This is a genomic window from Mycolicibacterium austroafricanum (assembly GCF_902705885.1).
Lineage (GTDB): Bacteria > Actinomycetota > Actinomycetes > Mycobacteriales > Mycobacteriaceae > Mycobacterium > Mycobacterium vanbaalenii_A.
In genome coordinates this window covers 70,596-95,806 of sequence record NZ_CACSIP010000005.1, presented here as the reverse complement: position 1 = coordinate 95,806, position 25,211 = coordinate 70,596, and the positions used below count along the sequence as shown (strand labels likewise).

Below are 25,211 nucleotides of genomic sequence, written 5' to 3'. Positions count from 1 at the left end.
GGTGCGGTCCGATGGCGAAGCGTCACCCCTGCGAACGCGTCGGCCTGGATTTTGTCGACAGCGCGCCGTATCGCTTCGTCAGCACCGTGGACCTGGCGATCACCCCGGAGCAGCTCTTCGAGGTGCTCGCCGACGCAACCTCCTGGCCGCAGTGGGCCAGCGTCATCACGAACGTGACCTGGACCAGTCCCGAGCCGCGCGGCGTCGGCACCACCCGCACCGTCGACATGCGCGGTGGCATCACCGCTGACGAAGAGTTCCTGGCCTGGGAACCGTTCACCCGGATGGCGTTTCGCTTCAACGAATCGACCACCAGCGCTGTCGCCGCTTTCGCCGAGGACTACCACGTGGTACCGACGGCCCAGGGTTGTCACCTCACCTGGATCATGGCGATGAAACCGCACGGTCTTGCGGGGCGGTTCGGCCTGTTCGCCGGACAGCCCGTGATGGGCTGGATGTTCCAGCGGTTCCTGCACAACCTGCGCCGTTACACCGACGAGCGCTTGCGCGAGGAGTAAACGGTACCGACGAGCGCTTCGCCGTACCGCGGTCTCAGTAGAGCAGCGCCCACGCTGTCCGGCGGACCGCGTCGGGATCCTCGGCGACGACGTCACGCGCGGTCAGGATGAGCCGGGTGCGTCGGCGTCCGGTCTCGTAGACGGGCCAGTCCGCCTCGTCGATCCCGTCGGCGTGGGCGAAGTCCAGCCAGGCACGCTGCATCCGACGTCCCACCGACGGCTGTAGTCGCCGACCGAGTGGATGCAGTTTGCGGCCGATGAACGACGCGTAGCTGTGCTGCACGTGCACGATCTCGCTGCCGTGGGTGGCGCCGAGCCCCAGCACGCGCAGGCTCAACCCGAAGTGGTCGAAGCGGTACATGCGGGTGGGCGCATGGGTGCTGTATGCGTCGGCGAACGCCCAGGCCGGGCCGCCGAACATCACGTCGGACCCGAGGTCGATCAGGGCACGGCGCCGCGGATAGTCTGGATATGCCTGCAACACAGGATCTTTGGCGTCGGGAGCGACGCGGGCGAAGTATGCGTCCACCGACGAGCGGGTCGTGGGCAGCATCGGCGGCTTGGTCCAGGCGAACATCGAGGCCTCGTGGCTGTTGGTGCCGATGATCAACGGCATCCGCGCCAGCCGGCCACTTCTGGCGGCGTCGACCGGATGACGGGGCAGCAGGTCCGTGCCGTGTGTCAATCCGTAGGCCAGCGTCGGCGTCATCGACGAACTCTTCATCTGCAGCACGCCCGCGGCACGGCGCAGTTGCCGCTGCGGCAACCCCTTGACCTCGGCGGCGCTCACCCCGAGCCGCGCCAGGAACTCGTGGGCGCGAGCCGCCCGAACCTCCCGGTCGGCGATCAGCGGCAGCGCCGGGCTCTGGGCGATCGCGCGGTGGAACAGTCCGTCCGCCGCCGGGCTGGCGAGTAGGGCCAGCACCGATGTCGCCCCTGCGGATTCGCCGAACACCGTGACCTGATCCGGGTCGCCGCCGAACGCGGCGATGTTGTCGCGCACCCAGCGCAACGCCGCGATCTGGTCGCGAAGTGCGAGGTTGTCGTCGAATCCCTCACCGAGGTCCCCGAGTTCGAACCCGCCGAACACGCCGATCCGGTAGGTGACGTTGACCACGACGACGTTGCCGTTGGCGGCCAATCGGGACCCGTTGTACAGCTGGAACTGGCCCGCGCCGTAGACGAACGCCCCGCCGGGGATCCACACCATCACCGGCAGGGAACCGGTGGTGTCCGGCGACCACACGGTCAGGGTGAGACAGGCTTCGTCGCGCACCTTGGGGTCGTCCCGGCCGCCGCCGACAAACGATTTCGTCTGCGGCGGCAGCGGCCCGTGCTCGAGTGCGTCACGAACCCCCGACCACGGCTCGAGAGGACCGGGGCCGAGGAACCGCCGCTGCCCGACCGGCTGCGCGGCGTAGGGCACGCCGCGCCAGACGCCGATACCTCCCTCGGTGTCGCCGCGCAGGTCTCCCGATGCGGTCTGGACGACGGCGCCATGTCCGGCAACGACTGCCACACGACAAATCGTAGTGTGCGAAGCTTGATCCGATCGGGGCCTGGCACGGTGGCATGGCCGGCCCTGCGGTGAAACGAGGTAGTGCGATGACCTTCAACGAAGGCGTGCGGATCGACACCAGCACCACGTCCAGCAGTGGCGGCAGTCGAGGTCCCGGCCGGGGCATCGCCGTCGGCGGTGGCCTCGGCGGTCTGCTGATCGTGGTGGTCGCGTTGTTCCTGGGCGTCGATCCGGGCACGGTGGTTCCCCCACAGCAGATGGACACCCAAGGGGTGGAAACGCCCGGATTCGACCTCAGCCAGTGCCGGACGGGCGAGGACGCCAACACAATCGTGCAGTGCCGCGTGGTGGCGACCGGCAACTCGCTCGACGGGGTGTGGGCACAATTGATGCCCGGGTACACCCGGCCGAACATCGAGATATTCACCGAAGGTGTCCAGACCGAGGGTTGCGGCTTCGCGACCAGCGATGTCGGGCCGTTCTACTGCCCCCTCGACGAAACCGCCTACTTCGACACGGGTTTTTTCGACACCCTGGTCGACCAGTTCGGTTCCAGCGGTGGACCGTTCGCCCAGGAATACGTGGTCGCCCACGAGTTCGGCCATCACGTGCAGAACCTCCAGGGCACGCTCGGCCGCGCCCAGCGGGACCCCCAGGGGGCCACCGGCGGCGGGGTTCGCACCGAGTTGCAGGCCGACTGCTACGCGGGCGTGTGGGCGCACTACGCGGCGATCACCGAGCAGGAGGGCACCGGGGTGCCGTTCCTGAAACCGTTGACCGACCAAGATATCCAAGACGCACTGTCGGCCGCATCCGCTGTCGGTGACGACCGCATCCAGGAAGCCGCCACGGGCCGGGTCAATCCGGAATCGTGGACCCACGGCTCCTCCGAACAGCGGCAGAAGTGGTTCACCACCGGATATCAGACCGGAGACCCCGCCAAGTGCGACACGTTCGCCACTGACAACCTTGGCTAGGCCCACCACCGCCGTCGACGCCGTCGCCGAGCGCTACCTCGAAACGTCGGCCGCTCTTGACCCCTGCGCCGCAACCGAATCAGGCATCACCGGCCACGACGACCAGATCACCGACTACTCCCCCGAGGGCGTCGCCGCCCGCGCAGAGGCCGCCCGGGCGGCCCTGCGGGAGCTCGACACCGCGCACCCCGTCGATGACGTGGACGTGGTCACCGTCGCGGCGATGCGGGAACGGCTCGGTGTGCTGCTCGACATCCACGACGCCCGGCTCGATGTCGGCGAACTGAACGTCATCGACTCGCCGCTGCAGACGATGCGCGACGTGTTCGACCTGATGCCCACCGAGACCGAAGAGGACTGGGTGGTGATCAACCGCAGGCTGTCGCGGCTGCCACAGCGCGTCGCCGGCTATGCCGACGCGCTGCGCGCCACCGCGGCGGCCGGGCGGGCCCCTGCCGCCCGCCAGGTGCGACGAGGTGTCGAGCAATCCGGGCAGATCCAGCGCCTGTTCGTCTCGATGGTCGCCGATGCCGCTCCGGGAAACGAGGCGTTGCGCAAGGAACTGCATCACGCCGCCGAAGACGCGGCAGATGCCTACGCCTCACTGGCCAGGGTGTTGCGCGACGATGTCGGCCCCTACTCCCGGGAGTCGGACGCGTGCGGACGGGACGCGTACGGGGTGTTGTCGCGGTCGTTCCTCGGAGCGGTCGTCGACCTGGACGAGGCCTATGCGTGGGGCCTGGAGCAGCTGGAAAGCATCGTCGCCGAACAGGATTCGACAGCCAACCGGCTGTATCCCGGCGCATCGGCGGCAGAAGCGCTTCAGCGGCTGGACAGCGAGCCACGGTATGCGGTGCATGGCACCGAGGCACTGCGGCAGTGGATGCAGGATCTGTCCGATCGCGTGGTCGCGTCACTGGCCGATCGCCATTTCGACATCGCCGAACCGCTGCGCAACCTGGAATGCCGGATCGCGCCGACCCACACCGGCGGCATCTACTACACCGGACCGTCGGAAGACCTGTCCCGGCCCGGCCGGATGTGGTGGTCGGTCCCCCACGGCGTCGACACGTTCCACACGTGGCAGGAGACGACCACGGTGTTCCACGAAGGCGTTCCGGGACACCATCTGCAGATCGGCCGGGCGGTGGTGCTGGCCGATCAGCTGAATCGGTGGCGCAGGCTCGGGTGCTGGGTCTCCGGGCACGGCGAGGGGTGGGCGCTCTACGCCGAACGGCTGATGGCCGAACTCGGCTGGCTCGACGATGCCGGAAACCGGATGGGAATGCTTGACGCTCAACGATTCCGGGCCGCACGCGTGGTCATCGACATCGGTGTGCACTGCGGGCTGAGCACCCCCGACGGCGGAGTCTGGGATGCCGAGCGGGCGTGGACATTCCTGAAGTCGCACAGCGCGATGGCGGACGAGAACCTACGATTCGAGCTCGACCGCTATCTGGGCTGGCCCGGCCAGGCCCCGTCGTATGCGATCGGCCAGCGGATCTGGCAGCAATTGCGCGCCGAGACACAAGCCCGAGGCGTCTCACTCAAGGACTTCCACAGCCGGGCACTGGATCTGGGTGGCTTACCACTCGACGTGCTGCGTTCGTCGCTGACCGCCTGACCGCCAGTCAGAGACGCGACTGCTCCTTGATGGAGGTGTCGGTCCGGCGCAGCGGGCGGATGAGCGCGTCCTGGGTGAATGACGCGATGAGCGCCCCCTCCCGGGTGTGTACCGCTCCGCGGACATAGGACATGCCGGCGCCCACCTGGGTGCTCTCATGGGTGTAGAGCAACCAGTCGGCCCAGCGCACCGGCTCGTGGAAGCTGACCGACACCGTCATCGGCGCCGTCGAGACCGTCAGGTGCGCCTGACTGGTTCCGATGCCCGGGTGCGCGCGCATGGTGGTCGAAATCCCCAGGTGGCCGGTGAAATACGCGATCAGCGCCTTGGCCAGGTCGTCACGCGCCGGAATCGGGTCGTAGTGCAACCAGGCATACAGCTCGGGTGGCCCGACCTCGTCGGGACTGTTCACGTCCTCGACGTCGACCAGCCGCAGCTCGCGACCGGCCATCGGCATCGAGGCGACATTGGCCTGCTCGGGTGGGGCCACGTCAGGCCTGGGCAGATGGTGACGGATGACGTCGTCGGTCGGCACGTCGGCAAGCACCGTCGTCGTGATGCAGCGCTTGCCGTTCTGGCTGGCGGTCACGACCGCCGTTGCGGTGGAACGGCCTTCGCTGACCACATCGACACCGAGTTCCACCGGCCCGGCACCGACCATGACGGCGCGGGCGAACACCGAGTACACCGACCGCACCGATTTCTCCGGGAACCGCTTGGCAGCAGCGACAATCGACTGGGCGAGCACCTGGGTGCCCTCGACCACCTGCCGTTGGTCCTCACCGGCGGGGCCGGTCTGCGCGGTGTACTCGTCCTGCCCGCGGGGCGCGGCGTCGAAGAGATCGAGCAGTGCCTGCACTGTCCACTGCGTGTCTGCCGAATCAGTTGTCATTCTCGGTGAGCCTCCACTGAAGTAATGGTCGTGGGAACAGTAACCGAGGTTCGCCGATAGCGGTAACGTCATTACCAGCAGCTGACGGCGAGCAGGAAGGTGGTGACCGATGGCAGCCGAGACCGAATCCCGCGCCACCCGCTTCATGGGTTCGGCGCTGGCGATCCTCGGCGAGACCGGCCGCACCGACTTCACCGTTCTGGAGGTGGTCGAGCGTTCCAAGACCTCCCTGCGGGCCTTCTACCAGCACTTCGCCACCAAAGACGAACTGCTGCTGGCGTTGGTCGAGAAGATCATGGCCGACGCGACCGAGGACTGGCGCGCCGAAACCGCCGCGCGGTCGAGCGCCGACGCCCTGCGCCGGCTGATCGAGCGGATCAGCGCCCCCGCAGAATCCACCACCCAGGACAGCATCAACCGGGGTCTGACCTACTACAACGACCACCTGTTGGAGACCCGGCCCAGGGAGTTCGCCAAGGTGCTGGCACCGCTGCACGGGCTGTTCGCCGACATCCTGCGCCGCGGCATCTCCGAGGGTGCGTTCCGCACCGACCTCGATGTCGACACCGATGCCGCGATCCTGATGCAGACGGTGCTGGGCGCACTGCGGTTGCGTGACCTGGGCGCCGAACTCAACGGCGTTCCCATCGACGGCAGCCACTTGCACACCTTCTGCCTCCGCGGCCTGACGCGCTAGCCCTCTGAACTGCGACAACGGCGGCACGGCGCTGCTGGCACCGTTACATCTGAGCGTGGTAATGTCGTTACCACTGAACCGGTAATGCCATTACCGGTGCGCGCAAACACGTCATGTCAGGAGCCTGTACCATGCCGTCTCGCCATCTCGACTATCCGGTGTTCGACGCCGACAATCACTTCTACGAGCCCAAAGAGGCGCTCACCGAATTCCTGCCCGATCGCCGCAAGGGCATCATCGACTACATCGATGTCCACGGCCGCACCAAGATCGTCGTCCGCAACACGATCAGTGACTACATTCCCAATCCGACGTTCGAGGTGGTCGCGCGCCCGGGCGCGCAAGAGGAGTACTTCCGGCACGGGAGCGGCGGCAAGAGCTACCGCGAGGTGATGGGCAAGCCGATGAAGGCCATTCCGGCATTCCGCAATCCCGAGGCCCGCCTGGAGGTGCTCGACGCACTCGGCCTGGACTACACGCTGATGTTCCCGACGCTGGCCAGCCTGGTCGAAGAGCGCCTCAAGGACGACCCCGAGGCGATTCTCGACATCGTCCACGGATTGAACCGGTGGATGTATGAGACCTGGCAGTTCAACTACCAGGATCGGATTTTCTCCACCCCGGTGATCAACCTGGCCATCGTCGACCGCGCGATCGAGGAACTCGAATGGTGCGTCGAGCGCGGGGCCAAGACCGTCCTGGTCCGGCCGGCGCCGGTACCCGGTTTCCGGGGCAGCCGATCGTTCGGACTGCCCGAGTTCGACCCGTTCTGGGACGCCTGTGTCAAAGCCGGCATCCCGGTGTCGATGCACGCCTCGGACAGCGGCTACGCCGAGTACCTCAACGACTGGGAACCCGGCGACGAGTACAAGCCGTTCAAGCCGACCTCGTTCCGGATGGTCGCGATGGGCAAGCGGGCCATCGAGGACACGATGGCCGCGCTGGTGTGCCACGGCGCGCTGACGCGCAACCCCGAGCTGCGCATCCTCTCGGTGGAGAACGGCGGCTCCTGGGTGCCGCACCTTTTCCACCAGTTCAAAGACGTCTTCATGAAGATGCCCACCGAGTTCCCGGAGGATCCGATCGAGGCGTTCAAACGGTGCGTGTACGTCGCGCCGTTCTGGGAGGACAATTTCAAGCAGATGGCCGACCTGTGTGGCATCGACCGCGTGATCTTCGGCTCGGACTGGCCGCATCCGGAGGGCTTGGCCGACCCGATCAACCTGGTCGACGACCTGGTGGCCCACGGACTCGACGAAGAAGGTGTCCGAAAGGTGATGGGCGGCAACATGGTCGATCTGTTCAAGGTCGAGAACAAGAAGGTCTACAAGCCCGATGTGCCTGCGCTCGTCCTGACCTGACCATTTGCCTACGACGCTTGCGAGGAACAGACATGACGGTCGCCAACCCGGAGCAGATGCTGTTCGCCGCCACCACTGAGACGTTCTTGGAGAAGCAGGCATCCCTGACCCACGTGCGTGGTCTGCATGCGTCCGGCGTCTCGTTTCAGAGTGAATGGTGGCAGCGGGCAGCCGAACTGGGTTGGACGAGCCTGCTGGTGCCCGACGAACTCGGCGGTGGCAGTGTTTCCGGTGACGGGGTCGCCGATCTTGCCATGGTCGCCGAACGGACCGGTCACACGGTCGCGCCCGGGCCGCTGCATCCGGTCAGCGTCGTGCTGGCCGGGCTCGTCGAGGCGCCGAGCGGACACGAAGCGGCGATCGAGGCGCTGGTGTCGGGAGAAAGCGTGGCCTCCTGGGCGGTGTACGAACCCACCCGGGGCTTCGCTCCCCTTCACGCCACCACCACCGCGACCCGCACCGGGTCGGGCTACCGGATCGACGGCGTCAAGGACCGCGTCGAGGCCGGAGCCGAGAGCAACGCGGTACTGGTGGTCGCCGAATGCGAGGGTCAGATCAGACAGTTCCTGGTGCCGATCGGCACTGCCGGGGTGACGATCACGCCGCAGGTTTCGATCGACATGGTGAAGCGTTACGCGCGAGTGCAATTCGACGGCGTCCAGATCGACGAGTCGGCAGTCGTGGGAAGTGCCGATCAGACTCCCGCCATCATCGAGCGCCAGCGCCAGGTCGCCCTCGTGCTGCAGTGCGCCGAGATCGTCGGCATCCTCGACGCTGTCCTCGCGATGACCAACCAGTGGCTGTTCGACCGCCACAGTTTCGGCCGTCCGCTGGCCTCGTACCAGGCCCTCAAACACCGCGCCGCCGACATGAAGATGTGGTTCGAGGCATGTCGCGCCACCACCACGGGGGCGGTAGCCGCGGTGGCGGCACGCTCACCAGATGCCCAGCTGCTGGTCAGCGTCGCGAAAGCCTATGTCGCAGAGCGTGCCCCGGCGATGCTGCAGGACTGCGTACAACTACACGGCGGGATCGGCGTGACCTGGGAACACGATCTGCATCTCTACCTGCGCCGGGTCGCGCTGTACCGGGCGATGTTCGGTTCCCCCGAGGACCATCACCGTGCCGTGTTCGCGCTCACCAGGGTGAACCGCACACGTGACGAGCAGCGACGGATGGAGCCCTCAGCATGACGGAAACCGTGAGCTCGACCGGGACCAGTGAATCGGTCGCCGACTTCGCCGCACGTGCCCGCACGTGGCTGGCCGCGAACATGCCACGGGTCGACCCCGACGATCCACCGTACGCGGTGCGCGCAGAGGCCGAATCCTGGGACCGGGCAAAGCAACTGCAGAAGCGACTGTACGAGGGTGGCTTCGCCGGGATCTGTTTCCCGCGGGAGTACGGCGGGCTCGGCCTGGACCACTCCTACCAGAAGGCGTTCGATGCCGAGTGCCGTGGTTACGAGATGCCACTCATTCTCAATGTCCCCACGTTCACGATCTGCGCCGCGACGATCCTCGACATGGGTAGCGAGGCACAGAAACGCGAACGCCTCTCGGCTGCCATCCGCGGCGACGAGATCCTGGTGCAACTGCTGAGTGAGCCCAGCGGCGGGTCCGACCTCGCCGGTGTCATCACCCGGGCGGACCGGCGCGACGGCAAGTGGGTGATCAACGGTGCCAAGACGTGGAGCACCAGCGCGTTCGCCGGCGACTACGGACTGCTGCTGGCCCGCACCGACTGGAACCTGCCCAAGCACGAGGGGCTGACGATGTTCCTGGTACCGCTGAACTCGCCCGGCATCACGATGCGCCGCATCAAAGAGGTCAACGGTTCCGAGGAGTTCTGCGAGGAGTTCTTCGACGGCCTCGAACTGGGCGACGACGCAGTGGTCGGTGAAGTCAACAAGGGCTGGGAAGTGGCCTCTCGGCAGCTCTTTCACGAGCGCCGCGCAGTCGGCGGCGGGTCGGAGTTCGCCAGCGGATCCGGTGCGGAGAACGCCCACGAGATGCCCCCCGACCATGTCGGACTGGCCGAGGCCACCGGTCAGGGGGACGACCTGCGGGTCCAGGACCTGGCCGGTCGCGCGTTGGTGCGCCGCGCGGTGAAAGAGCAGCTGATCACCCACGTGGCGCAGTCCATCGGCGATGGCTCGCTGCCGCCCAACGCAGGCACGTTGATCAGGCTCTTCCACGCCGAAACCACCGAACTCGAGGTCGACACAGCGTTGACCATCGCCGGCACTGCCGGCGTGGTCGACGAAGGCGGGGACCTCGCAGGCCTCATGGACAACGTCGGTGTCCGGTACCTCTCCCGACAGACTGGGTCGTTGGGCGGCGGCAGTTCGGAGATGGCCCGCAACGTCATCGGCGAACGCATCCTGGGCTTTCCGCGCGAGCCCGCCGCCGACCGGGGCGTTCCGTTCAATCAGGTCAAGCGCGGCCGTCAGTAGCGGCCACTGGGTTACCCCATCACATCTCCATAGCCACATCCCCGTAGCGCAACTCACAGTCAACGTTCTGCGTTTGCCCGCGAATGTGACCCGGGTCATACCTGGCATAAGTTGACTGATGGTGCGGACAAACTATGCGCGACAAGCGATGTCGGATTTGCGCCCAGCCTGCCGGACAATTGTCGATAACAATTCGGTAACAGCCCGGAAACCTTCGGTCGGCGCGCCGAGAGTCGCATCAGAGCAGGTGAGGCGGCCGCCGGCAACCGTTCGACCACTGAGTTCGGTGCCGACGCTGCTTGCTTCTGCGCATTTGCTGAAATACGGTCGAACCACCGATGACGTGACTGACGAAACTCGATACTTGTTCGGTGGTGACCAAACCAAGTGGATGTGCGTGCGCCGCGCGCTGGGCTGAAGAGTTCAGATGCGCGTCTAGTCGATGTGAACAGCGTCGAAGCCAACAGCTCGGTCGGACAGCCTGATTCGTGGCAGCAGTTCCTGCGTCGTCCGACCGACGCGGACGCCATCGCAATGCACCGCCTGGTCGCCACGACCGGGGTGCTGGATCTCAACTCCACCTACGCGTACCTGTTGATGGCCACCGATTTCGCCGACACCTGTATCGTGGCGGACCGCGGCGGGGAGCTGTGCGGGTTGATCACCGGCTACCACCCACCGACCAGGCCGGAAGTGCTGTTCGTCTGGCAGGTAGCCGTGGCCGCCTCCGCACGGGGAACCGGTCTGGCAGGAACCATGCTCGACACGTTGACCCGATGGGTCCGCCAAGACCGCCATGGTCACCCGGTCACCGTGGAGGCGACCGTCGCCCCCAGTAACGCCGCCTCACGCGCGCTGTTCGGCGCTTTCGCCCGTCGGCACGGGGTGCCGATCACCGAACACGAACGATTCCTGGCCGAGCATCTCGATGCCGACCAGGCGCACGAAGACGAACCGATCCTTCAGATCGGTCCGATCACCGCGAATCTCGACAACTCAGATCTGTGAAAGGACTTATGTCGATCTCAGAGCTCAACCCCCCGTTGACCGATGCCGACCTCCCCGAGGTGTACCACTCGGTGGAATCCGAGGTCCGCAGCTACTGCCGCAGCTGGCCCACCACTATGGCGGTCGCGCAGGGATCCTGGCTGACCGATGTCGACGGCCGGCGCTATCTCGACTTCTTCGCCGGCGCCGGGGCCCTGAATTACGGGCACAACAACCCGGCCCTGAAGAAGCCGCTGCTCGACTATCTCGCCAGCGACATGATCGTGCACTCCCTCGACATGGCGACCGCGGCGAAAACCAACTTCCTCGAAACCTTCGAGCGGCTGATCCTGCGCCCACGGGGCCTCGACTACAAGGTGCAGTTCCCGGGTCCCACCGGTGCGAATTCCGTCGAGGCCGCCCTGAAGCTGGCACGCAAGGTGACCGGCCGTGAGTCGATCATCAACTTCACCAACGCGTTCCACGGCATGACGCTGGGAGCGTTGTCGGTGACCGGGAACTCGATGAAGCGCGCCGGCGCCGGCATCCCGCTGGTCCATTCGACCCCGATGCCTTACGACAACTACTTCGGTGGTGCGACCGAGGATTTCCACTGGTTCGAGCGCGTGCTCGACGATTCCGGCGGCGGACTCAACCATCCTGCGGCCGTCATCGTCGAAACGGTGCAGGGCGAGGGTGGCCTGAATGTGGCCCGCGCCGAGTGGCTCCAGGCGCTGGCCGAACTGTGTCGTCGCCGAGACATCCTGCTCATCGTCGACGATGTGCAGATGGGGTGCGGACGCACGGGGCGGTTCTTCAGTTTCGAGGAGGCCGGGATCGTGCCGGACATCGTCACGCTGTCCAAGTCGATCAGTGGTTACGGTCTGCCGATGGCGCTGACGTTGTTCCGCCGCGAACTCGACGTCTGGACTCCCGGTGAGCACAACGGAACCTTCCGTGGCCACAACCCCGCATTCGTCACCGCCACCAAGGCGCTCGAGACTTATTGGGCCTCCGATGCTTTCGCCAACGAGACAGAGGCCAAGGGCCGCCATGTCAGGGATCGCCTCGAAGCCATCGCGCAGAATCACGAAGGGGTCAGCGCCCGTGGGCGCGGGATGGCCCAGGGGCTGAAGTTCGCCGAAACCTCCCAGGCCGGCGAGGTGTGCCGAGCGGCGTTCGACCGCGGCGTGACGATGGAGACGAGTGGCCCCCGGGACGAGGTGGTCAAGTTGCTCCCGCCGCTGACCACCACGGTGGAAGACCTGGATAAAGGCATCGACATCCTGGCAGAATCGGTCGCAGCGACGCTGCCCTGACTCGCCCACTACCTGAAAGAAAGGAGATGCGACTTTGATCGTGCGTACCACCGCAGAGATCACCGGCACCGAACGCGACGTGTCGGCCAAGCACTGGCGGTCGAAACGAATCATCCTCGCCGACGACGGCGTCGGATTCTCGTTCCACGAAACCACCATCGAGCCCGGCTCGGTGAGCGAGTTCCACTACCAGCACCATGTCGAAGCCGTGTGGGTGGTCGAGGGCACCGGATCCCTGACCAACCACGAGACCGGCGAGGAACATCCGCTGGCTCCCGGTTCCATGTATCTGCTCAACGGCCACGAACGGCACCGCGTCAGCTGCCACACCCAGCTGCGCATGCTCTGTGTGTTCAATCCGCCCGTCACAGGGCAGGAGGTGCACGACGAGAGCGGAGCCTACCCACCCGCGGCGGCGATCCGATGACCGCCGACGACACCGACCGCTGTCAGGACCACTACCCCACCCGCCTGCCTCAGGCCGCCGCGCCGATTGTCCGACGGGAACCGACGGTCTGGGGCAAGGAGTCCGACGGACCGCTGGCCGAGGCGGACCTGACGTCGATGACCGCCAACGGCTACCTGGTGCGGCCGCGGACCGTCGAAGAGAACTGGCTGCCGCCGGTTCGTGACGAGCTCCAGCAGATCGGCGAACGTGCCGACGACACCGATCCGCGGATCATCCGTGAGTCGTCAGGCGGTATCCGTTCGGTGTTCCAACCGCATCTGCTCAGCGACCTGATCGCCGAGGTGGTCACCCTCGACACCGTGCTGCCCGTCGCGCGCCAGCTCCTGGGCAGCGACGTCTACCTGCACCAGGCGCGGATCAACCTGATGCCCGGCTTCACCGGCGGCGGCTTCTACTGGCACTCCGACTTCGAAACCTGGCACGCAGAAGACGGCATGCCGCTGATGCGCGCGGTGTCCTGCTCGATCGCGCTGACCGAGAACTTCACCTACAACGGCGCGCTCATGGTGATGCCGGGGTCGCACAACACGTTCTACCCGTGTGTCGGTGAGACCCCCCAGGACCATCACCAGGCGTCACTGGTCAAGCAGGAGATCGGTGTTCCCGACCGGGCGACGTTGACCGCGGCGGCCGACCAATACGGGATCGAGCAGGTGACCGGGCCCGCGGGCACCGCCCTGTGGTTCGACTCGAACATGATGCACGGATCGGCGTCCAACATCACGCCCTTCCCGCGGTCCAACATCTTCCTGGTGTTCAACTCGGTGGAGAACCGCCTGTGCGACCCGTTCCGGGCGGACACGCCCCGTCCGGAGTATCTCGCCGCCCGGACCGAGCAACCGTTCAGCGTCGCTGCCGCGACCTGAGCCTCGGCACCTCTCCACAGGCCAGGACGGCCCGTCAGAACAACGTCTGCTGTGCAGCCACCACCGGTGCGGGCGCTGCCCGCACCGGTGCGCTGCGCTGCGGTGTGCGCGCCAACCGGTGCTTGGTGAGCAGCGGGGAGACCCGGCTGCTCAGCTCGTGGCGAAACTCCGGCGGCAGGTAGGCACCACGCCGATACAGCCGGCGATACTCGCCGACCATCTCGGGGTAGGTGCGCGCCAACCAGTCCATGAACCATCCGCGGGTCGACCCCCGCAGATGCAGTCCGAACACTGTCGCGCTGGTTGCGCCGGCCGCCGCGATCCGGCTGAGCAGGTCGTCGAGGTGTTCGGTCGAATCGGTCAGACCAGGCAGCACCGGCGCCACCATGACATGACAATCGAGCCCTGCCGCGCGCACCGCCGAGATCAGCCCGAGCCGGGCCTGCGGCGACGGCGTGCCCGGTTCGACCCGGCTGTGCAACTCCGGGTCACCGACGGCCAGCGACACCGCCACGCCGACGCGAACCCGGCGGGCCACCTCGGTCAGCATCGGCAGGTCCCGGCGCAGCAACGTGCCTTTCGTCAGGATCGAGAACGGCGTCCCGGAGTCGGCGAGAGCGCCGATGACGCCCGGCATCAATGCATAACGGCCCTCCGCCCGCTGGTACGGATCCGTATTCGTGCCCAGCGCAACGGTTTCCCGCCGCCACGACGGTCGCCGCAGCTCACGGCGCAGCACCTCTGCGACGTTGGTCTTCACCACGACCTGGCTGTCGAAGTCGCGGCCGCAGTCGAACTCCAGGTACTCGTGGGTGGGCCGGGCGAAGCAGTACCGGCACGCGTGTGAACAGCCCCGGTACCCGTTGACGGTGTACTGGAACGGTAGGTGCTCGGCTGTTCCCGGGACCTTGTTCAACGCCGACTTGCACAACACTTCGTGGAAGGTGACGTTGTCGAACTGGGGGGTGCGTACGGTGCGCACGAAGCCGATGCGCTGTAGTCCTGGCAATGCGCCGTCGTCCACGCTGACGCCCTGACGATCCCACCGCATACCCTATGCGAACATATGTTCGACCTGGCGTCAAGGAGGATGGTCGGAGGAGAAGGAGCACTCGCGCCTTCCGTAGGTTGAGGGGCACATGTCGACTCAGGGGTACGCAGAACTTCAGGACCACGCGGCCGAACTGGAGTCCGAGCGGGGCTACATCGCCGGGCTCTACGGGCGGCTCGACGCCGAGCGCGCGCGGGTGGGGCACCGGTACAAGTCGGTGTTGCGCGGCAGCGGGCAGACACTGGTGGAACGCGACGCCGAGGTACGCGCGCTGGCCCGCCAGATGGCCCGGCTGGATGTGGCCGACAGCGGGCTGTGCTTCGGGCGGCTGGACAGCCTCTCGGGTGATCGCCTCTACATCGGCCGGATCGGCCTCCTCGACGAGGAGAACGACTACGACACCCTGTTGCTCGACTGGCGGGCGCCGGCGGCCCGCGCGTTCTACGTCGCCACCGGGGCCTCCCCGGAGAACATGCGCCGTCGCCGGCAGTTCCACACCCGCGGGCGGATGGTCCTCGACTTCACCGACGAGACCCTCGGCCGTCCCAGTGACGGTGAGCGGGGCGGTTCGGGCGACGCCGCGCTGCTCGCCGCCGTCAACGCGCCCCGCGGTGACGGGATGCGCGACATCGTCGCCACCATCCAGACCGAACAGGACGAGATCATCCGGCTCGATCACCAAGGTGTTCTGGTGATCGAGGGCGGCCCCGGGACCGGCAAGACCGTCGTCGCGCTGCACCGGGTGGCCTACCTGCTCTACACCCAGCGCCAGCGGATCGAGCACCACGGGGTGCTCGTAATCGGACCAAACCCGGCCTTCCTGAACCACGTCGGGCGGGTTCTGCCGTCGTTGGGTGAATCCAACGTGGTGTTCATGACCGTCGGCGACCTGGTGCCCGGTCTGCGAGTGACCGCCGAGGATCCGCCCGAGGCCGCGCGACTCAAAGGTTCGCTGAAGATGCTCGAGGTCCTCGACGCGGCAATCGCCGACCGGCAACGGGTTCCCGAGAACCCGATTCCGATCGAATTGACCGACGCCGCCGTGCGCATCGACGCCGAGACCGCCGAGTGGGCCATCCAGGAGGCCCGCGCGAGCAAACAGCCGCACAACGACGCCCGCGCGGTCTTCACCGACGTCATCACATGGGTGCTGACCGAACGCGCGATCGCCAAGATCGGCCGGGGGTGGCTGACCCGCGAGGACCGGGCCGCATGGGAGCACCTGCGGGCCGAGTTGGTCGACGAGCTCGGTGACCACGCCGGGTTTGCGGCAGCGCTCGACGAACTCTGGCCGAAGCTGACGCCGGAAACCCTTCTGAGCGAGCTCTACTCGTCACATGATCGGTTACGGGCCGCGGGTGCCGACCCTGCGCTGTTTCGCGCGCAGGGTGAGAGCTGGACGGTGTCGGACGTGCCGCTGCTCGATGAACTGGTGGACCTGCTGGGTCGCGACACGACTGCCGATCAGGCAGCCGAACGGGAACGCCGGGCCGAGGCCGAGTTCGCCGAGGGCGTGCTGGAACTCATGGTCAGCCGCGAAGACCTCATGGAGGACGAGGACCAGTTGCTGGCCACCGACATGCTCTACGCCGAGGACCTTGCCGACCGCTTCACCGAGCGGGACAACCGCGAACTCGACGAGCGTGCCGCCTCGGATCGGGACTGGACCTACCGCCACATCGTGGTCGATGAGGCCCAGGAACTCTCCGAGATGGACTGGCGGGTGCTGATGCGGCGCTGTCCGAGTAGATCTTTCACCGTGGTGGGCGACCTGGCTCAACGCCGGTCGGCCGCAGGCGCCACGTCCTGGGACACCATGCTCCAGCCTTACGTGCCCGGCCGTTGGATCTACCGACCGCTGTCGATGAACTACCGCACCCCGGCGGAGATCATGCGCGTCGCCGGCGCGCTTCTCGCCGAGTTCGCGCCCGGGGTCAGGCCGCCCGACTCGGTGCGGGCGACAGGTGTCCAGCCGTGGTCGCGTGAGGTCGGCGAGCACGAAGTAGCCACTGCCATCAACGAGTTCATCGCAGAAGAGGCCGCGCGGGAGGGCACCAGCATCGTAATCGGGCCGCCCGGCGCTCCGGGCACCGTCGCCCCTGCGGAGGCCAAAGGCCTCGAGTTCGACGCGGTGTTGGTGGTGGAGCCGGAACGCATCCTCGCCGACGGCCCGCGCGGCGCGGCCGAACTCTACGTCGCGCTCACCAGGGCCACCCAACGCCTGGGTGTGCTGCACCGTGGCCCGTTGCCGGGAGCCCTGTCAGGGCTGAGTGCGCGGTAGCCGAGCTACCACTTCGACAGCTGGCACCGCACGTTGTAGGGGTCGTCGTGCGCCACCAGCACCTCACCGTCGACGGCAATGTCGCAGTGCGCGTTCGGCGCAGCCTGTCCGCCGCGCGTCGTGCTGCTCACCGTGAGGATCGCCCACTGCGGATCGGCCATCGTGGTCTCGAACACCCACGGCACCCCGGGGGCCAGGCTGACCTTCTCCCGCTTGGCGAACGCGTAGGCGTCGGCGTTGAAGGCCTCCATGCTCGGCGGCTGGGAGGTCAGATAGAACAGGTCGAACTCGTAGGCGCCCGCGGACGTGAGCGTGTACCGGACCTGCTGACCGTCGGGTTGAGCACTCGCCGTCACCGGGCCGGCCACAATGGATGCGGCCGCCGCCATCAGTGACACCCCGACTGCCGCCCCTAGTTTGGCTGTAGCTGTTCGCATGATGGTCACATCGCCGGACGGTACCGGATCGTTACGGACAGGACAGTCCTCCGACGCCGGGTTGAGTTAACGGCAAACCAATTCCCGGAATGTGCGCACGTTAATTTGTTCGTCACACACAGACACTTAGCAGAAACACAGGCGTTCTAACGTCCCGATTCGACACCCGCTCGGTGTGGTTGCTTCTGCGCTTGATGCGTTCTGAAGCTACTCCGACTCGACACCTCATCAGGGGATGAGCGCTGTTGACAGCACGAAAGGCCGTTCATGGAACACCCCCGACGCTCTTCGTTCAGACGATCCGCTCTCACTTCAGGAAGTGTCATCGCGATAGCCAGCCTGCTGCTGGCAGGCTGCGGCAGCAAGGCCAGCGAGACCGACGCAGCAAATGCCGAGTCCTGCGTCGACACCTCCGGTGACACCATCAAGGTGGGCGCGCTGAACTCGCTGTCGGGCACCATGGCGATCTCCGAGGTGACTGTCCGCAACGCCATCGATCTGGCTGTCGAGCAGATCAACGCCGACGGCGGGGTGATGGGCAAGCAGATCCAGGTGGTCGCCGAGGACGGCGCCTCTGAGCCCACGGTCTTCGCCGAGAAAGCCGAGAAGCTGATCAGCAGCGACTGCGTGGCCGCGGTGTTCGGCGGCTGGACGTCGTCGAGCCGCAAAGCGATGCTCCCGGTGTTCGAGAGCGCCAACTCACTTCTCTACTACCCCGTGCAGTACGAGGGCCTGGAGTCCTCCCCCAACATCTTCTACACCGGTGCGACGACCAACCAGCAGATCGTGCCGGCACTGGACTACCTCAAGGAGCAGGGCGTCCAGTCGCTTTACCTGGTGGGCAGCGACTACGTCTTCCCGCAGACCGCCAACCGGATCATCAAGGCGTACGCCGAAGCGAACGGCATGGAGATCAAGGGCGAGGACTACACGCCCCTGGGCTCGACCGACTTCTCCACGATCGTCAACAAGGTCCGCAGCGCCGACGCCGACGCGGTCTTCAACACCCTCAACGGCGACTCCAATGTGGCGTTCTTCCGGGAGTACAAGAACGTCGGGCTCACCCCGCAGGAGATGCCGGTCGTGTCGGTGTCGATCGCCGAGGAAGAGGTCGGTGGCATCGGTGTGCAGAACATCGACGGTCAGCTGACGGCGTGGGACTACTACCAGACCATCGATTCTCCGGTGAACAACGAGTTCGTCGCGGCCTACAAGGCCAAGTTCGGCGCCGACAAGCCGACGTCGGATCCCATGGAGGCGGCGTACGTGTCGGTGTACCTGTGGAAGAACACCGTCGAGAAGGCGCAGTCGTTCGACGTCGCGGCCGTGCAGGAGAACGCAGGCGGGGTCACGTTCGACGCACCTGAGGGTCTGGTCACCATCGACGGCGAGAACAACCACATCACCAAGACCGCCCGCATCGGTGAGATCCGGCCCGACGGCCTGATCTACACGATCTGGGAGTCCCCCGGCCCGATCGAGCCGGACCCGTTCCTGGAGTCCTACCCGTGGGCCGCCGGGCTCTCCGGGTGACGGGGGCGAGCGAAGCGACGGGGAACTAACACAGCATGGATGTCCTGATCGGGCAGCTGGCAACAGGATTGAGCCTCGGCTCGATCCTGTTGCTGGCCGCACTCGGGTTGTCGTTGACGTTCGGTCAGATGGGCGTCATCAACATGGCGCACGGCGAATTCATCATGGCGGGCTGCTACACCGCCTACGTGATACAGCAGGTGGTGTCGAGCGCCGGTGCCTCGCTGTTGATCTCGTTGGTCCTCGGATTCTTCATCGGCGGTGCGATGGGCGCACTGCTGGAGGTCACGCTGATCCAGCGGATGTACTCCCGTCCCCTCGACACCTTGCTGGTGACCTTCGGCGTCGGGCTGATCCTGCAGCAGGTGGCGCGTGACATCTTCGGCGCGCCCGCGGTCAACGTGGTCGCACCCGAATGGTTGTCCGGCGGTGTGGACATCCTCGGCGCCGTCGTTCCCAAGACCCGCATCTTCATCCTGGTGCTCGCCGTCGTCTGCGTCGCGGTGCTCGCCACGGTGCTCAAGACCAGCCCGATGGGGCGCCGGATCCGCGCCGTCGTGCAGAACCGCGATCTCGCTGAGACGAGCGGCATCTCGTCGCGCAAGACCGACATCACGACGTTCTTCATCGGATCCGGGCTGGCCGCCGTGGCAGGCGTGGCGCTGACGCTGATCGGCTCCACCAGCCCGACGATCGGTCAGAGCTACCTGATCGACGCTTTCCTGGTCGTCGTCGTGGGCGGCCTGGGCCAGATCAAGGGCACCGTGATCGCGGCGTTCACGCTGGGCTTCCTGAACTCGTTCATCGAGTTCAACACGACGGCGTCGCTGGCCAAGGTGATCGTCTTCGTGATCATCGTGATCTTCCTGCAGGCCCGCCCGCAGGGCCTGTTCACTGTCAGGACAAGGAGTCTGGTGTGAGGACCCTCATCGGACGCTGGCAGACCTGGGCGGGCTTCGGGATCGCCGCGGTACTGCTGTTCGGGGTGGCGCCCTTGGTGTTCTCCGAATTCCGGCTCAGCCTGCTCGGCAAGTTCCTGTGCTTCGCGATCGTCGCGGTCGGCATCGGCCTGGCATGGGGCCGGGGCGGAATGCTGGTCCTGGGCCAGGGCGTCTTCTTCGGCCTCGGCGGTTACATGATGGGCATGCACCTCAAGATCGCCGATGCACAGGTGTTCGGCAACGACGTGCCCGATTTCATGCAGATCGCCGGCGTGCGTGAACTTCCGGGTTACTGGGCGCCTTTCGCCTCTCCGGCGTTCACCCTGCTCGCCATCGTGCTGGTCCCGGCGGCGATCGCCGCGGCGCTGGGATTCGGCGTGTTCAAACGCAGGGTCAAGGGCGCCTACTTCGCGATCCTGTCGCAGGCGCTGGCCGCGGCGCTGGCCATCCTGCTGGTCGGTCAGACCAGCCTCGGAGGAAGCAACGGCCTCAACCGGTTCCGCACGTTTTTCGGCTTCACGCTCAACGACCCGGCGAACCGGCGAATGCTGTACTTCATCGCCGCCGGCGTGCTGCTGATCGTGGTGGCCGTGGTGCGCCAGCTGATGCAGAGTCGCTACGGCGAACTACTCGTCGCGGTGCGTGACGGCGAGGAACGAGTGCGGTTCCTGGGCTATGACCCGGCCAACATCAAGGTGGTGGCCTACACCGTCGCCGCGCTGTTCGCCAGCGTCGCCGGCGCCCTGTTCGCCCCGATCGTCGGCTTCATCGCGCCGTCGCAGGTCGGCATCCTGCCGTCCATCGCGTTCCTGATCGGTGTCGCCATCGGAGGACGCACCACGCTGCTGGGCCCCGTGCTGGGCGCCATCGGGGTGGCCTGGGCGCAAACCCTGTTCTCCGAACGGTTTCCGTCGGAGTGGACCTACGCACAGGGCCTGCTGTTCATCGTCGTCGTCGGGTTCTTCCCCGCCGGATTCGCGGGTCTGGCGGTGCTGTTCAAGCGCCGACGCAAGGCCAAGGACAGCGCCGAGGCGGAATCCGAGAAGGAACCCGACGCAGAAAAGGTGGGAGCCACCCCATGACGGAAGCCGAGGCCGTCTCGCAGGAACGCGGACCGAAAGCCGGCGGCAATGTCGGCATGGGTACCCAGTACCTCGAAGTTCGAGGCCTGACAGTCGATTTCGACGGCTTCAAAGCCGTCAGCGACGTCGACCTCACCCTTTTCCAGGGGGACCTGCGGTTCCTGATCGGACCCAACGGGGCCGGCAAGACCACCGTGATCGACGCCATCACCGGGCTGGTGACCGCCACCGGTTCGGTGAGCAAATCCGGAGAGGAACTGCTGGGAAAGAAGGTTCACCAGATCGCCCGCCGCGGCGTGGGCCGCACGTTCCAGACCGCGAGCGTGTTCGAGCAGTTGACCGTGCTGCAGAACCTCGACATCGCCGCCGGGGCCGGCCGGTCACCGTGGACGCTGTTGCGCCGGCGCCACGGGGTGCTGCCGGTCATCGAGCAGGCCCTGGACACCATCGGACTCAGCGCGCTGGCCGAAAAGCCCGCCGGAGTGCTCGCCCACGGACAGAAGCAGTGGCTGGAGATCGGCATGCTGCTGGTGCAGAACGCCGATGTGCTGTTGCTCGACGAACCCGTCGCGGGCATGAGCCACGAAGAGCGGGAGGAGACGGGAAATCTGTTGCGCCGCATCGGCGCCGAACGCACCGTGGTCGTCGTCGAGCATGACATGGACTTCATGCGGGCATTCGCCACGTCGGTGACGGTTCTGGCGCGGGGCCAGGTGATCGCCGAAGGTTCCGTCGCCGAGGTCCAGGCCAACCCGAAGGTGCAAGAGGTCTACTTGGGGACGGCCGCCGCCGGCGCCGAAACGGCGGCCGGGCAGACCAGTGAACAGACGGAGGTTTCCTAGATGCTGCAACTGGTCGACGTGCACAGTGGATACGGCCGCTCCGAGGTCATCCACGGGGTCAGCATCGAGGTGCCCTCGGATGGGGTGGCCGCGGTGATGGGGCACAACGGTGCGGGGAAAACGACGCTGCTCCGCGCGGCGGTGGGCCTGCTCAAGTGCAGTTCGGGCAAGGTGCTGTTCGAAGGGCAGGACATCACCAAACTGCGCCCGTCCGCGCGGGTGGCCCGCGGGCTGGCCTACGTCCCGCAGGGCCAGCAGTCCTTCGGGCAGCTGACCACTGCCGAGAACCTCCAGGTGGTCGCCGACGGGCGCAAGAACGGAAAGCAGTTGATCGACGAGCAGCTGGATCTGTTTCCCGCCCTCAAGGAACTGCTCAGCCGGCGCGCCGGGCTGCTCTCCGGTGGTCAGCGTCAGCAGCTCGCGATCGCGCGCGCCCTCATCACCACGCCGAAATGCCTCATCCTCGACGAACCGACCGAAGGCATCCAGCCGTCGGTGGTCGGCGAGATCGAAGAGGCCATCACCGCGCTGACCGCGCGCGGTGACCTCGGTGTTCTGCTCGTCGAACAGCACATCGGTTTCGCACTGGAGTCCTCGCAGCAGTACTACATCCTCGAAGCCGGCCGGGTGACCTCCAGCGGTACCGGTGGTTCGTCGTCGGAAGATGACGTGCGCGCCGCCATGGCCATCTAGGGGCAGTCCCCGCCCGCGAGCGCGCGGGTCTGCACCCGAAACGCCGGTGATTTCTGTACAAAGGCGCACGCCGGCGCCCGGATTCGGCAAGCTCTGCCCTATGGCTGAGCCGACCGAACCCGTCGTCATCGCTGAACAGGGTGGCCTCGTGGTGGCCGAGCACGGCGGAGCGGTCCTCATCATCGATCGCGGCAATGGCCCGACGGAGATCATGACCTACCTGCTGGTCGTCATCACGCTGGTGTTCGGCGGATTCGGCGCGGTCTGGATCGTCCACACCAGCACCGACGCCCCGTCATCGGTTCCGGCCACCCTCGGCGCGTCACTGCTCCTCATCGGGATCGCAACCGCAGTGATCGCCGGCTTTCTCATCGGGGCGAGGCGCAGGACCAGGCAACGCCCGCTGAGCACGTTCACCCCGGTGGCGGTCATCGACCGGACCCACCGGGTGTACCGGGACCGCTTCGGCCGGTTTGTCGTCCCACTGGACCAGGTCCGATTCACCCGCCGGATGCAACTGACCTCCAGCTCACCGAAACTGGTGGCGGTGACACCGGCCGGGACACATCTACTCAAGCGCGGCAACCCGTTCGGTGGCGGGATCGGCCGCGTCGACGAAGTCCTCAACCACATCGTTGACGCCCGACCGAACTAGTGCGCCAGCGCGTCCGGGGCGACCCGGTTTGTGCTCTCCGATTCTCGGGTACCGCGGCAACGAAGACGAACCGGATCGACGAGAGAGGGACGGCCGATCATCGGAACTTCGCTACGGGCGAGACAGCGCCGCCAGTGCCACCGACCGCTTTCGGCCGCGGCGGTGTTGCTCACCGCCGGTGCTCTCACCGCGGTCGGTTGCTCACCCACAGAGCAGACTTCGACGCAGATCTCGACTCCGCGCTCCGGGGACGCCACGTCGGCGTCCGGCTCCACCGCCGGGGCCCTGACACATTCGAACGGATCCACCACATCGTGGACAGCACGCAGCATGGTCAATGCGCTGGCAGACTCCGGGCTGGCGGTCCCCAATCCGCTCGACGACACGGCCACGGAATGCCCGGCGGTCGGCTGTGCACAATCCGTCGTCACAGACACGTTGAGGATCAAGACGTTCCCAACGGCGGAGGACGCCGCCGGTTATGCGGCGCCTCGCGGCCTGTACCGGGCGGACACCGTTGTCGTCGCCTTCGCTCCCCCGCTCACCGGGGCGGAACGCAGCCCCTACCTGCAAACCCTGGACAGGCTCACGAAGTGACCGGGCCGGCCCGGGACCAGTTACCCCTCGGCCGCAGCGTCCTGAGCGGTCACGCGACGGTAGAGCGCCCGCCCGGCCACGCCGGTGAGACCGAAGGCGATGGTGCTGCCTGCCAACACAAGTGATCCCGCAGCCAGCACTTGCTCGTTCGCCCCGAGCCGTTCCGCCTCCAGGGTCAGATAGAACAATGCCGCCACCCCCACCGGGCCAAACCAGCCCAGGTACAGCGCGTCGGGAAGCCGCAGTGCCAACGGCCTCTTCATCAGCAGCACGATCGGGATCCGGCGCAGCGCCAGCACCGCGAGCACCAACACCCCGCCCTGCCAGCCGAGTTCGGCCCACTGCTGCCAGGGCAACGCCGCGCCGAACAGGACGAACAGCGGCAACACCGCGAACCGGTTGATCGCCTCGTCGATCGAGACCTCGGACGCGCGCTCGCGACCGGTACCGACGATGTTGAAGGCGACCCCACCGACGAAGACAGCGAGAACGCCATCCACACCCAGCAGTCCGGCTGATCCGAGGATGCCCAGAGCCAGCACCACGGTGAAGAACAACGCCGGCGCGCTCGCCGTGGCGCCGTGGCGCGCTCCGAGCCGAAGTGCGTGCCCTCCCAGCCACCCGATCCCCGCGCCGAGCACGACGCCACCGCCCACCTGCCATGCCGATTCGACCAGAGCGCCACCCGGCGTGAGCACCCCGGCCATGGTGATCGCCACGAGGACAAGGGGTAACGCCAGACCGTCGTTGGAGCCCGATTCGACGGAGAGCAGTTGACGATCGCGGGCCGGCAGGTCACGCTCGGCGGCGTTGCCGGTGACCACGCTCGAGGACAGGACCGGGTCGGTCGGACTGATCGCGGCACCGAACAGTGCCGCAGCCGCGATGGGCAGGCCGAGGAGTGCCCACCCCAAGCCGGCCGACACCAGGGCCATCGCCGGCAGAACGATCAACAGCAGGATCAGTATCGGGCGGACGTGCTGCCGGATCTCGCTGAACGGATAGCGGAGCGCGACCGCCATCACCGAGATCGCCAGCAGTATTCGACTGACTTCGTGCAGTAGCGACTGCTCGGCAGCCAGGGTCGGCAATGTCAGCACGCCGGTGACCTGCGGCCCCAGCGCGATCCCGGCGACCAGTCCGAGCAGGGGTTCGGAGATCGGCAGGCTGCGCATCTTCGCCGACATCGTCGCCACCACGACGCCGAGCACGCCGACCGCGGCCAGCACAATGTCGAGTTCCACGTCTCACTGACTCCCATGCTTGTGTCGGGGCAGGCGCCGCATCGGCGCACGAACTCGGGGAAAACGTATGCCGGTGCGTGTTTCGGGTACTTGGATCAACCTATGCGTATCAAAGTTGCCCGCAACCGGCACGCACCGGGACATCGATGACCGGACCGGATATCCGGGTTC

General features: G+C 66.6%; 24 protein-coding genes. 19 read left to right on the top strand and 5 right to left on the bottom strand.

Annotated features, from left to right (window positions below; translation table 11 throughout):
• Window positions 1-11: 11 nt before the first annotated feature.
• Window positions 12-518, top strand: a complete 507-nt coding sequence (locus tag BEMPMBAN_RS05300; RefSeq protein ID WP_159229344.1) for an SRPBCC family protein — start codon at window positions 12-14, stop codon at window positions 516-518.
• Between the two features lie 34 nt (window positions 519-552).
• On the opposite strand, the gene BEMPMBAN_RS05295 is transcribed toward BEMPMBAN_RS05300, so the two are convergent.
• Window positions 553-2,037: a carboxylesterase/lipase family protein gene (locus BEMPMBAN_RS05295; protein ID WP_159229343.1), complete on the bottom strand. Its 1,485-nt coding sequence runs from the start codon at window positions 2,035-2,037 to the stop codon at window positions 553-555.
• An 86-nt stretch (window positions 2,038-2,123) separates the two neighbouring features.
• Here BEMPMBAN_RS05295 and ypfJ point away from each other — a divergent pair, with 86 nt between their 5' ends.
• The gene (gene ypfJ / locus BEMPMBAN_RS05290; protein ID WP_159229342.1) at window positions 2,124-3,014 is read left to right on the top strand and encodes a KPN_02809 family neutral zinc metallopeptidase; all 891 of its coding nucleotides are present in this window, start codon (window positions 2,124-2,126) and stop codon (window positions 3,012-3,014) included.
• A complete protein-coding gene (locus BEMPMBAN_RS05285) occupies window positions 3,007-4,638 on the top strand; it encodes a DUF885 domain-containing protein (protein WP_159229341.1) in 1,632 nt (543 codons plus the stop codon). Before ypfJ ends, BEMPMBAN_RS05285 begins: the two co-directional genes overlap by 8 nt.
• A 7-nt stretch (window positions 4,639-4,645) precedes the next feature.
• Here BEMPMBAN_RS05285 and BEMPMBAN_RS05280 read toward each other — a convergent pair whose 3' ends face one another.
• Entirely contained in the window at window positions 4,646-5,530 is an 885-nt protein-coding gene (locus BEMPMBAN_RS05280) for an acyl-CoA thioesterase (protein ID WP_159229340.1), read from the bottom strand.
• Window positions 5,531-5,639: 109 nt separating this feature from the next.
• Here BEMPMBAN_RS05280 and BEMPMBAN_RS05275 point away from each other — a divergent pair, with 109 nt between their 5' ends.
• From BEMPMBAN_RS05275 to thpD, 8 genes are all read left to right on the top strand, one after another.
• Complete coding sequence (locus tag BEMPMBAN_RS05275) at window positions 5,640-6,227, top strand: TetR/AcrR family transcriptional regulator (RefSeq protein ID WP_159229339.1); 588 nt, start codon at window positions 5,640-5,642, stop codon at window positions 6,225-6,227.
• Window positions 6,228-6,358: 131 nt separating this feature from the next.
• A complete protein-coding gene (locus BEMPMBAN_RS05270; protein ID WP_159229338.1) occupies window positions 6,359-7,588 on the top strand; it encodes an amidohydrolase family protein in 1,230 nt (409 codons plus the stop codon).
• A gap of 32 nt (window positions 7,589-7,620) precedes the next feature.
• On the top strand, window positions 7,621-8,781 hold the full coding sequence (locus BEMPMBAN_RS05265; protein WP_159229337.1) for an acyl-CoA dehydrogenase family protein: 1,161 nt from the start codon (window positions 7,621-7,623) through the stop codon (window positions 8,779-8,781).
• Entirely contained in the window at window positions 8,778-10,043 is a 1,266-nt protein-coding gene (locus tag BEMPMBAN_RS05260; RefSeq protein WP_159229336.1) for an acyl-CoA dehydrogenase family protein, read from the top strand. Before BEMPMBAN_RS05265 ends, BEMPMBAN_RS05260 begins: the two co-directional genes overlap by 4 nt.
• A gap of 444 nt (window positions 10,044-10,487) precedes the next feature.
• Window positions 10,488-11,051: a diaminobutyrate acetyltransferase gene (gene ectA, locus BEMPMBAN_RS05255; RefSeq protein WP_234897303.1), complete on the top strand. Its 564-nt coding sequence runs from the start codon at window positions 10,488-10,490 to the stop codon at window positions 11,049-11,051.
• A gap of 8 nt (window positions 11,052-11,059) precedes the next feature.
• Entirely contained in the window at window positions 11,060-12,349 is a 1,290-nt protein-coding gene (gene ectB, locus BEMPMBAN_RS05250; protein ID WP_159229335.1) for a diaminobutyrate--2-oxoglutarate transaminase, read from the top strand.
• Window positions 12,350-12,383: 34 nt separating this feature from the next.
• Window positions 12,384-12,776 carry an ectoine synthase gene (locus BEMPMBAN_RS05245; RefSeq protein WP_159229334.1) on the top strand — a complete coding sequence of 131 codons (393 nt, stop codon included), beginning with the start codon at window positions 12,384-12,386 and terminating at the stop codon, window positions 12,774-12,776.
• Window positions 12,773-13,684 carry an ectoine hydroxylase gene (gene thpD, locus BEMPMBAN_RS05240; protein ID WP_159229333.1) on the top strand — a complete coding sequence of 304 codons (912 nt, stop codon included), beginning with the start codon at window positions 12,773-12,775 and terminating at the stop codon, window positions 13,682-13,684. The genes BEMPMBAN_RS05245 and thpD overlap by 4 nt, the downstream gene beginning before the upstream one ends.
• Before the next feature lie 34 nt (window positions 13,685-13,718).
• Here thpD and BEMPMBAN_RS05235 read toward each other — a convergent pair whose 3' ends face one another.
• Window positions 13,719-14,735: an Rv2578c family radical SAM protein gene (locus tag BEMPMBAN_RS05235; RefSeq protein WP_159229332.1), complete on the bottom strand. Its 1,017-nt coding sequence runs from the start codon at window positions 14,733-14,735 to the stop codon at window positions 13,719-13,721.
• A gap of 88 nt (window positions 14,736-14,823) precedes the next feature.
• Between BEMPMBAN_RS05235 and helR the strand changes: the two genes are divergently transcribed.
• Window positions 14,824-17,016, top strand: a complete 2,193-nt coding sequence (gene helR / locus BEMPMBAN_RS05230) for an RNA polymerase recycling motor ATPase HelR (RefSeq protein ID WP_159229331.1) — start codon at window positions 14,824-14,826, stop codon at window positions 17,014-17,016.
• 5 nt (window positions 17,017-17,021) lie between these two features.
• Here helR and BEMPMBAN_RS05225 read toward each other — a convergent pair whose 3' ends face one another.
• Window positions 17,022-17,453, bottom strand: coding sequence for an Rv2576c family protein (locus BEMPMBAN_RS05225; RefSeq protein WP_159229330.1), 432 nt, complete (start codon window positions 17,451-17,453; stop codon window positions 17,022-17,024).
• A gap of 267 nt (window positions 17,454-17,720) precedes the next feature.
• On the opposite strand from BEMPMBAN_RS05225, the gene urtA reads away from it, so the two are divergent.
• The 7 genes from urtA (at window position 17,721) to BEMPMBAN_RS05190 (ending at window position 23,796) form a co-directional block, all read left to right on the top strand.
• Window positions 17,721-18,986 carry an urea ABC transporter substrate-binding protein gene (gene urtA, locus BEMPMBAN_RS05220; protein WP_159229329.1) on the top strand — a complete coding sequence of 422 codons (1,266 nt, stop codon included), beginning with the start codon at window positions 17,721-17,723 and terminating at the stop codon, window positions 18,984-18,986.
• A gap of 35 nt (window positions 18,987-19,021) precedes the next feature.
• Entirely contained in the window at window positions 19,022-19,906 is an 885-nt protein-coding gene (gene urtB, locus BEMPMBAN_RS05215) for an urea ABC transporter permease subunit UrtB (protein ID WP_159229328.1), read from the top strand.
• Window positions 19,903-21,009, top strand: a complete 1,107-nt coding sequence (urtC, locus tag BEMPMBAN_RS05210; protein WP_159229327.1) for an urea ABC transporter permease subunit UrtC — start codon at window positions 19,903-19,905, stop codon at window positions 21,007-21,009. Before urtB ends, urtC begins: the two co-directional genes overlap by 4 nt.
• The gene (gene urtD / locus BEMPMBAN_RS05205) at window positions 21,006-21,851 is read left to right on the top strand and encodes an urea ABC transporter ATP-binding protein UrtD (RefSeq protein WP_159229326.1); all 846 of its coding nucleotides are present in this window, start codon (window positions 21,006-21,008) and stop codon (window positions 21,849-21,851) included. Before urtC ends, urtD begins: the two co-directional genes overlap by 4 nt.
• The gene (urtE, locus tag BEMPMBAN_RS05200) at window positions 21,852-22,544 is read left to right on the top strand and encodes an urea ABC transporter ATP-binding subunit UrtE (RefSeq protein WP_159229325.1); all 693 of its coding nucleotides are present in this window, start codon (window positions 21,852-21,854) and stop codon (window positions 22,542-22,544) included.
• 100 nt (window positions 22,545-22,644) lie between these two features.
• Window positions 22,645-23,199 carry a hypothetical protein gene (locus BEMPMBAN_RS32485; RefSeq protein WP_234897302.1) on the top strand — a complete coding sequence of 185 codons (555 nt, stop codon included), beginning with the start codon at window positions 22,645-22,647 and terminating at the stop codon, window positions 23,197-23,199.
• A gap of 330 nt (window positions 23,200-23,529) precedes the next feature.
• Entirely contained in the window at window positions 23,530-23,796 is a 267-nt protein-coding gene (locus BEMPMBAN_RS05190; protein ID WP_159229324.1) for a hypothetical protein, read from the top strand.
• A gap of 20 nt (window positions 23,797-23,816) precedes the next feature.
• Here BEMPMBAN_RS05190 and BEMPMBAN_RS05185 read toward each other — a convergent pair whose 3' ends face one another.
• Complete coding sequence (locus tag BEMPMBAN_RS05185; RefSeq protein ID WP_159229323.1) at window positions 23,817-25,040, bottom strand: cation:proton antiporter domain-containing protein; 1,224 nt, start codon at window positions 25,038-25,040, stop codon at window positions 23,817-23,819.
• Window positions 25,041-25,211: the final 171 nt, after the last annotated feature.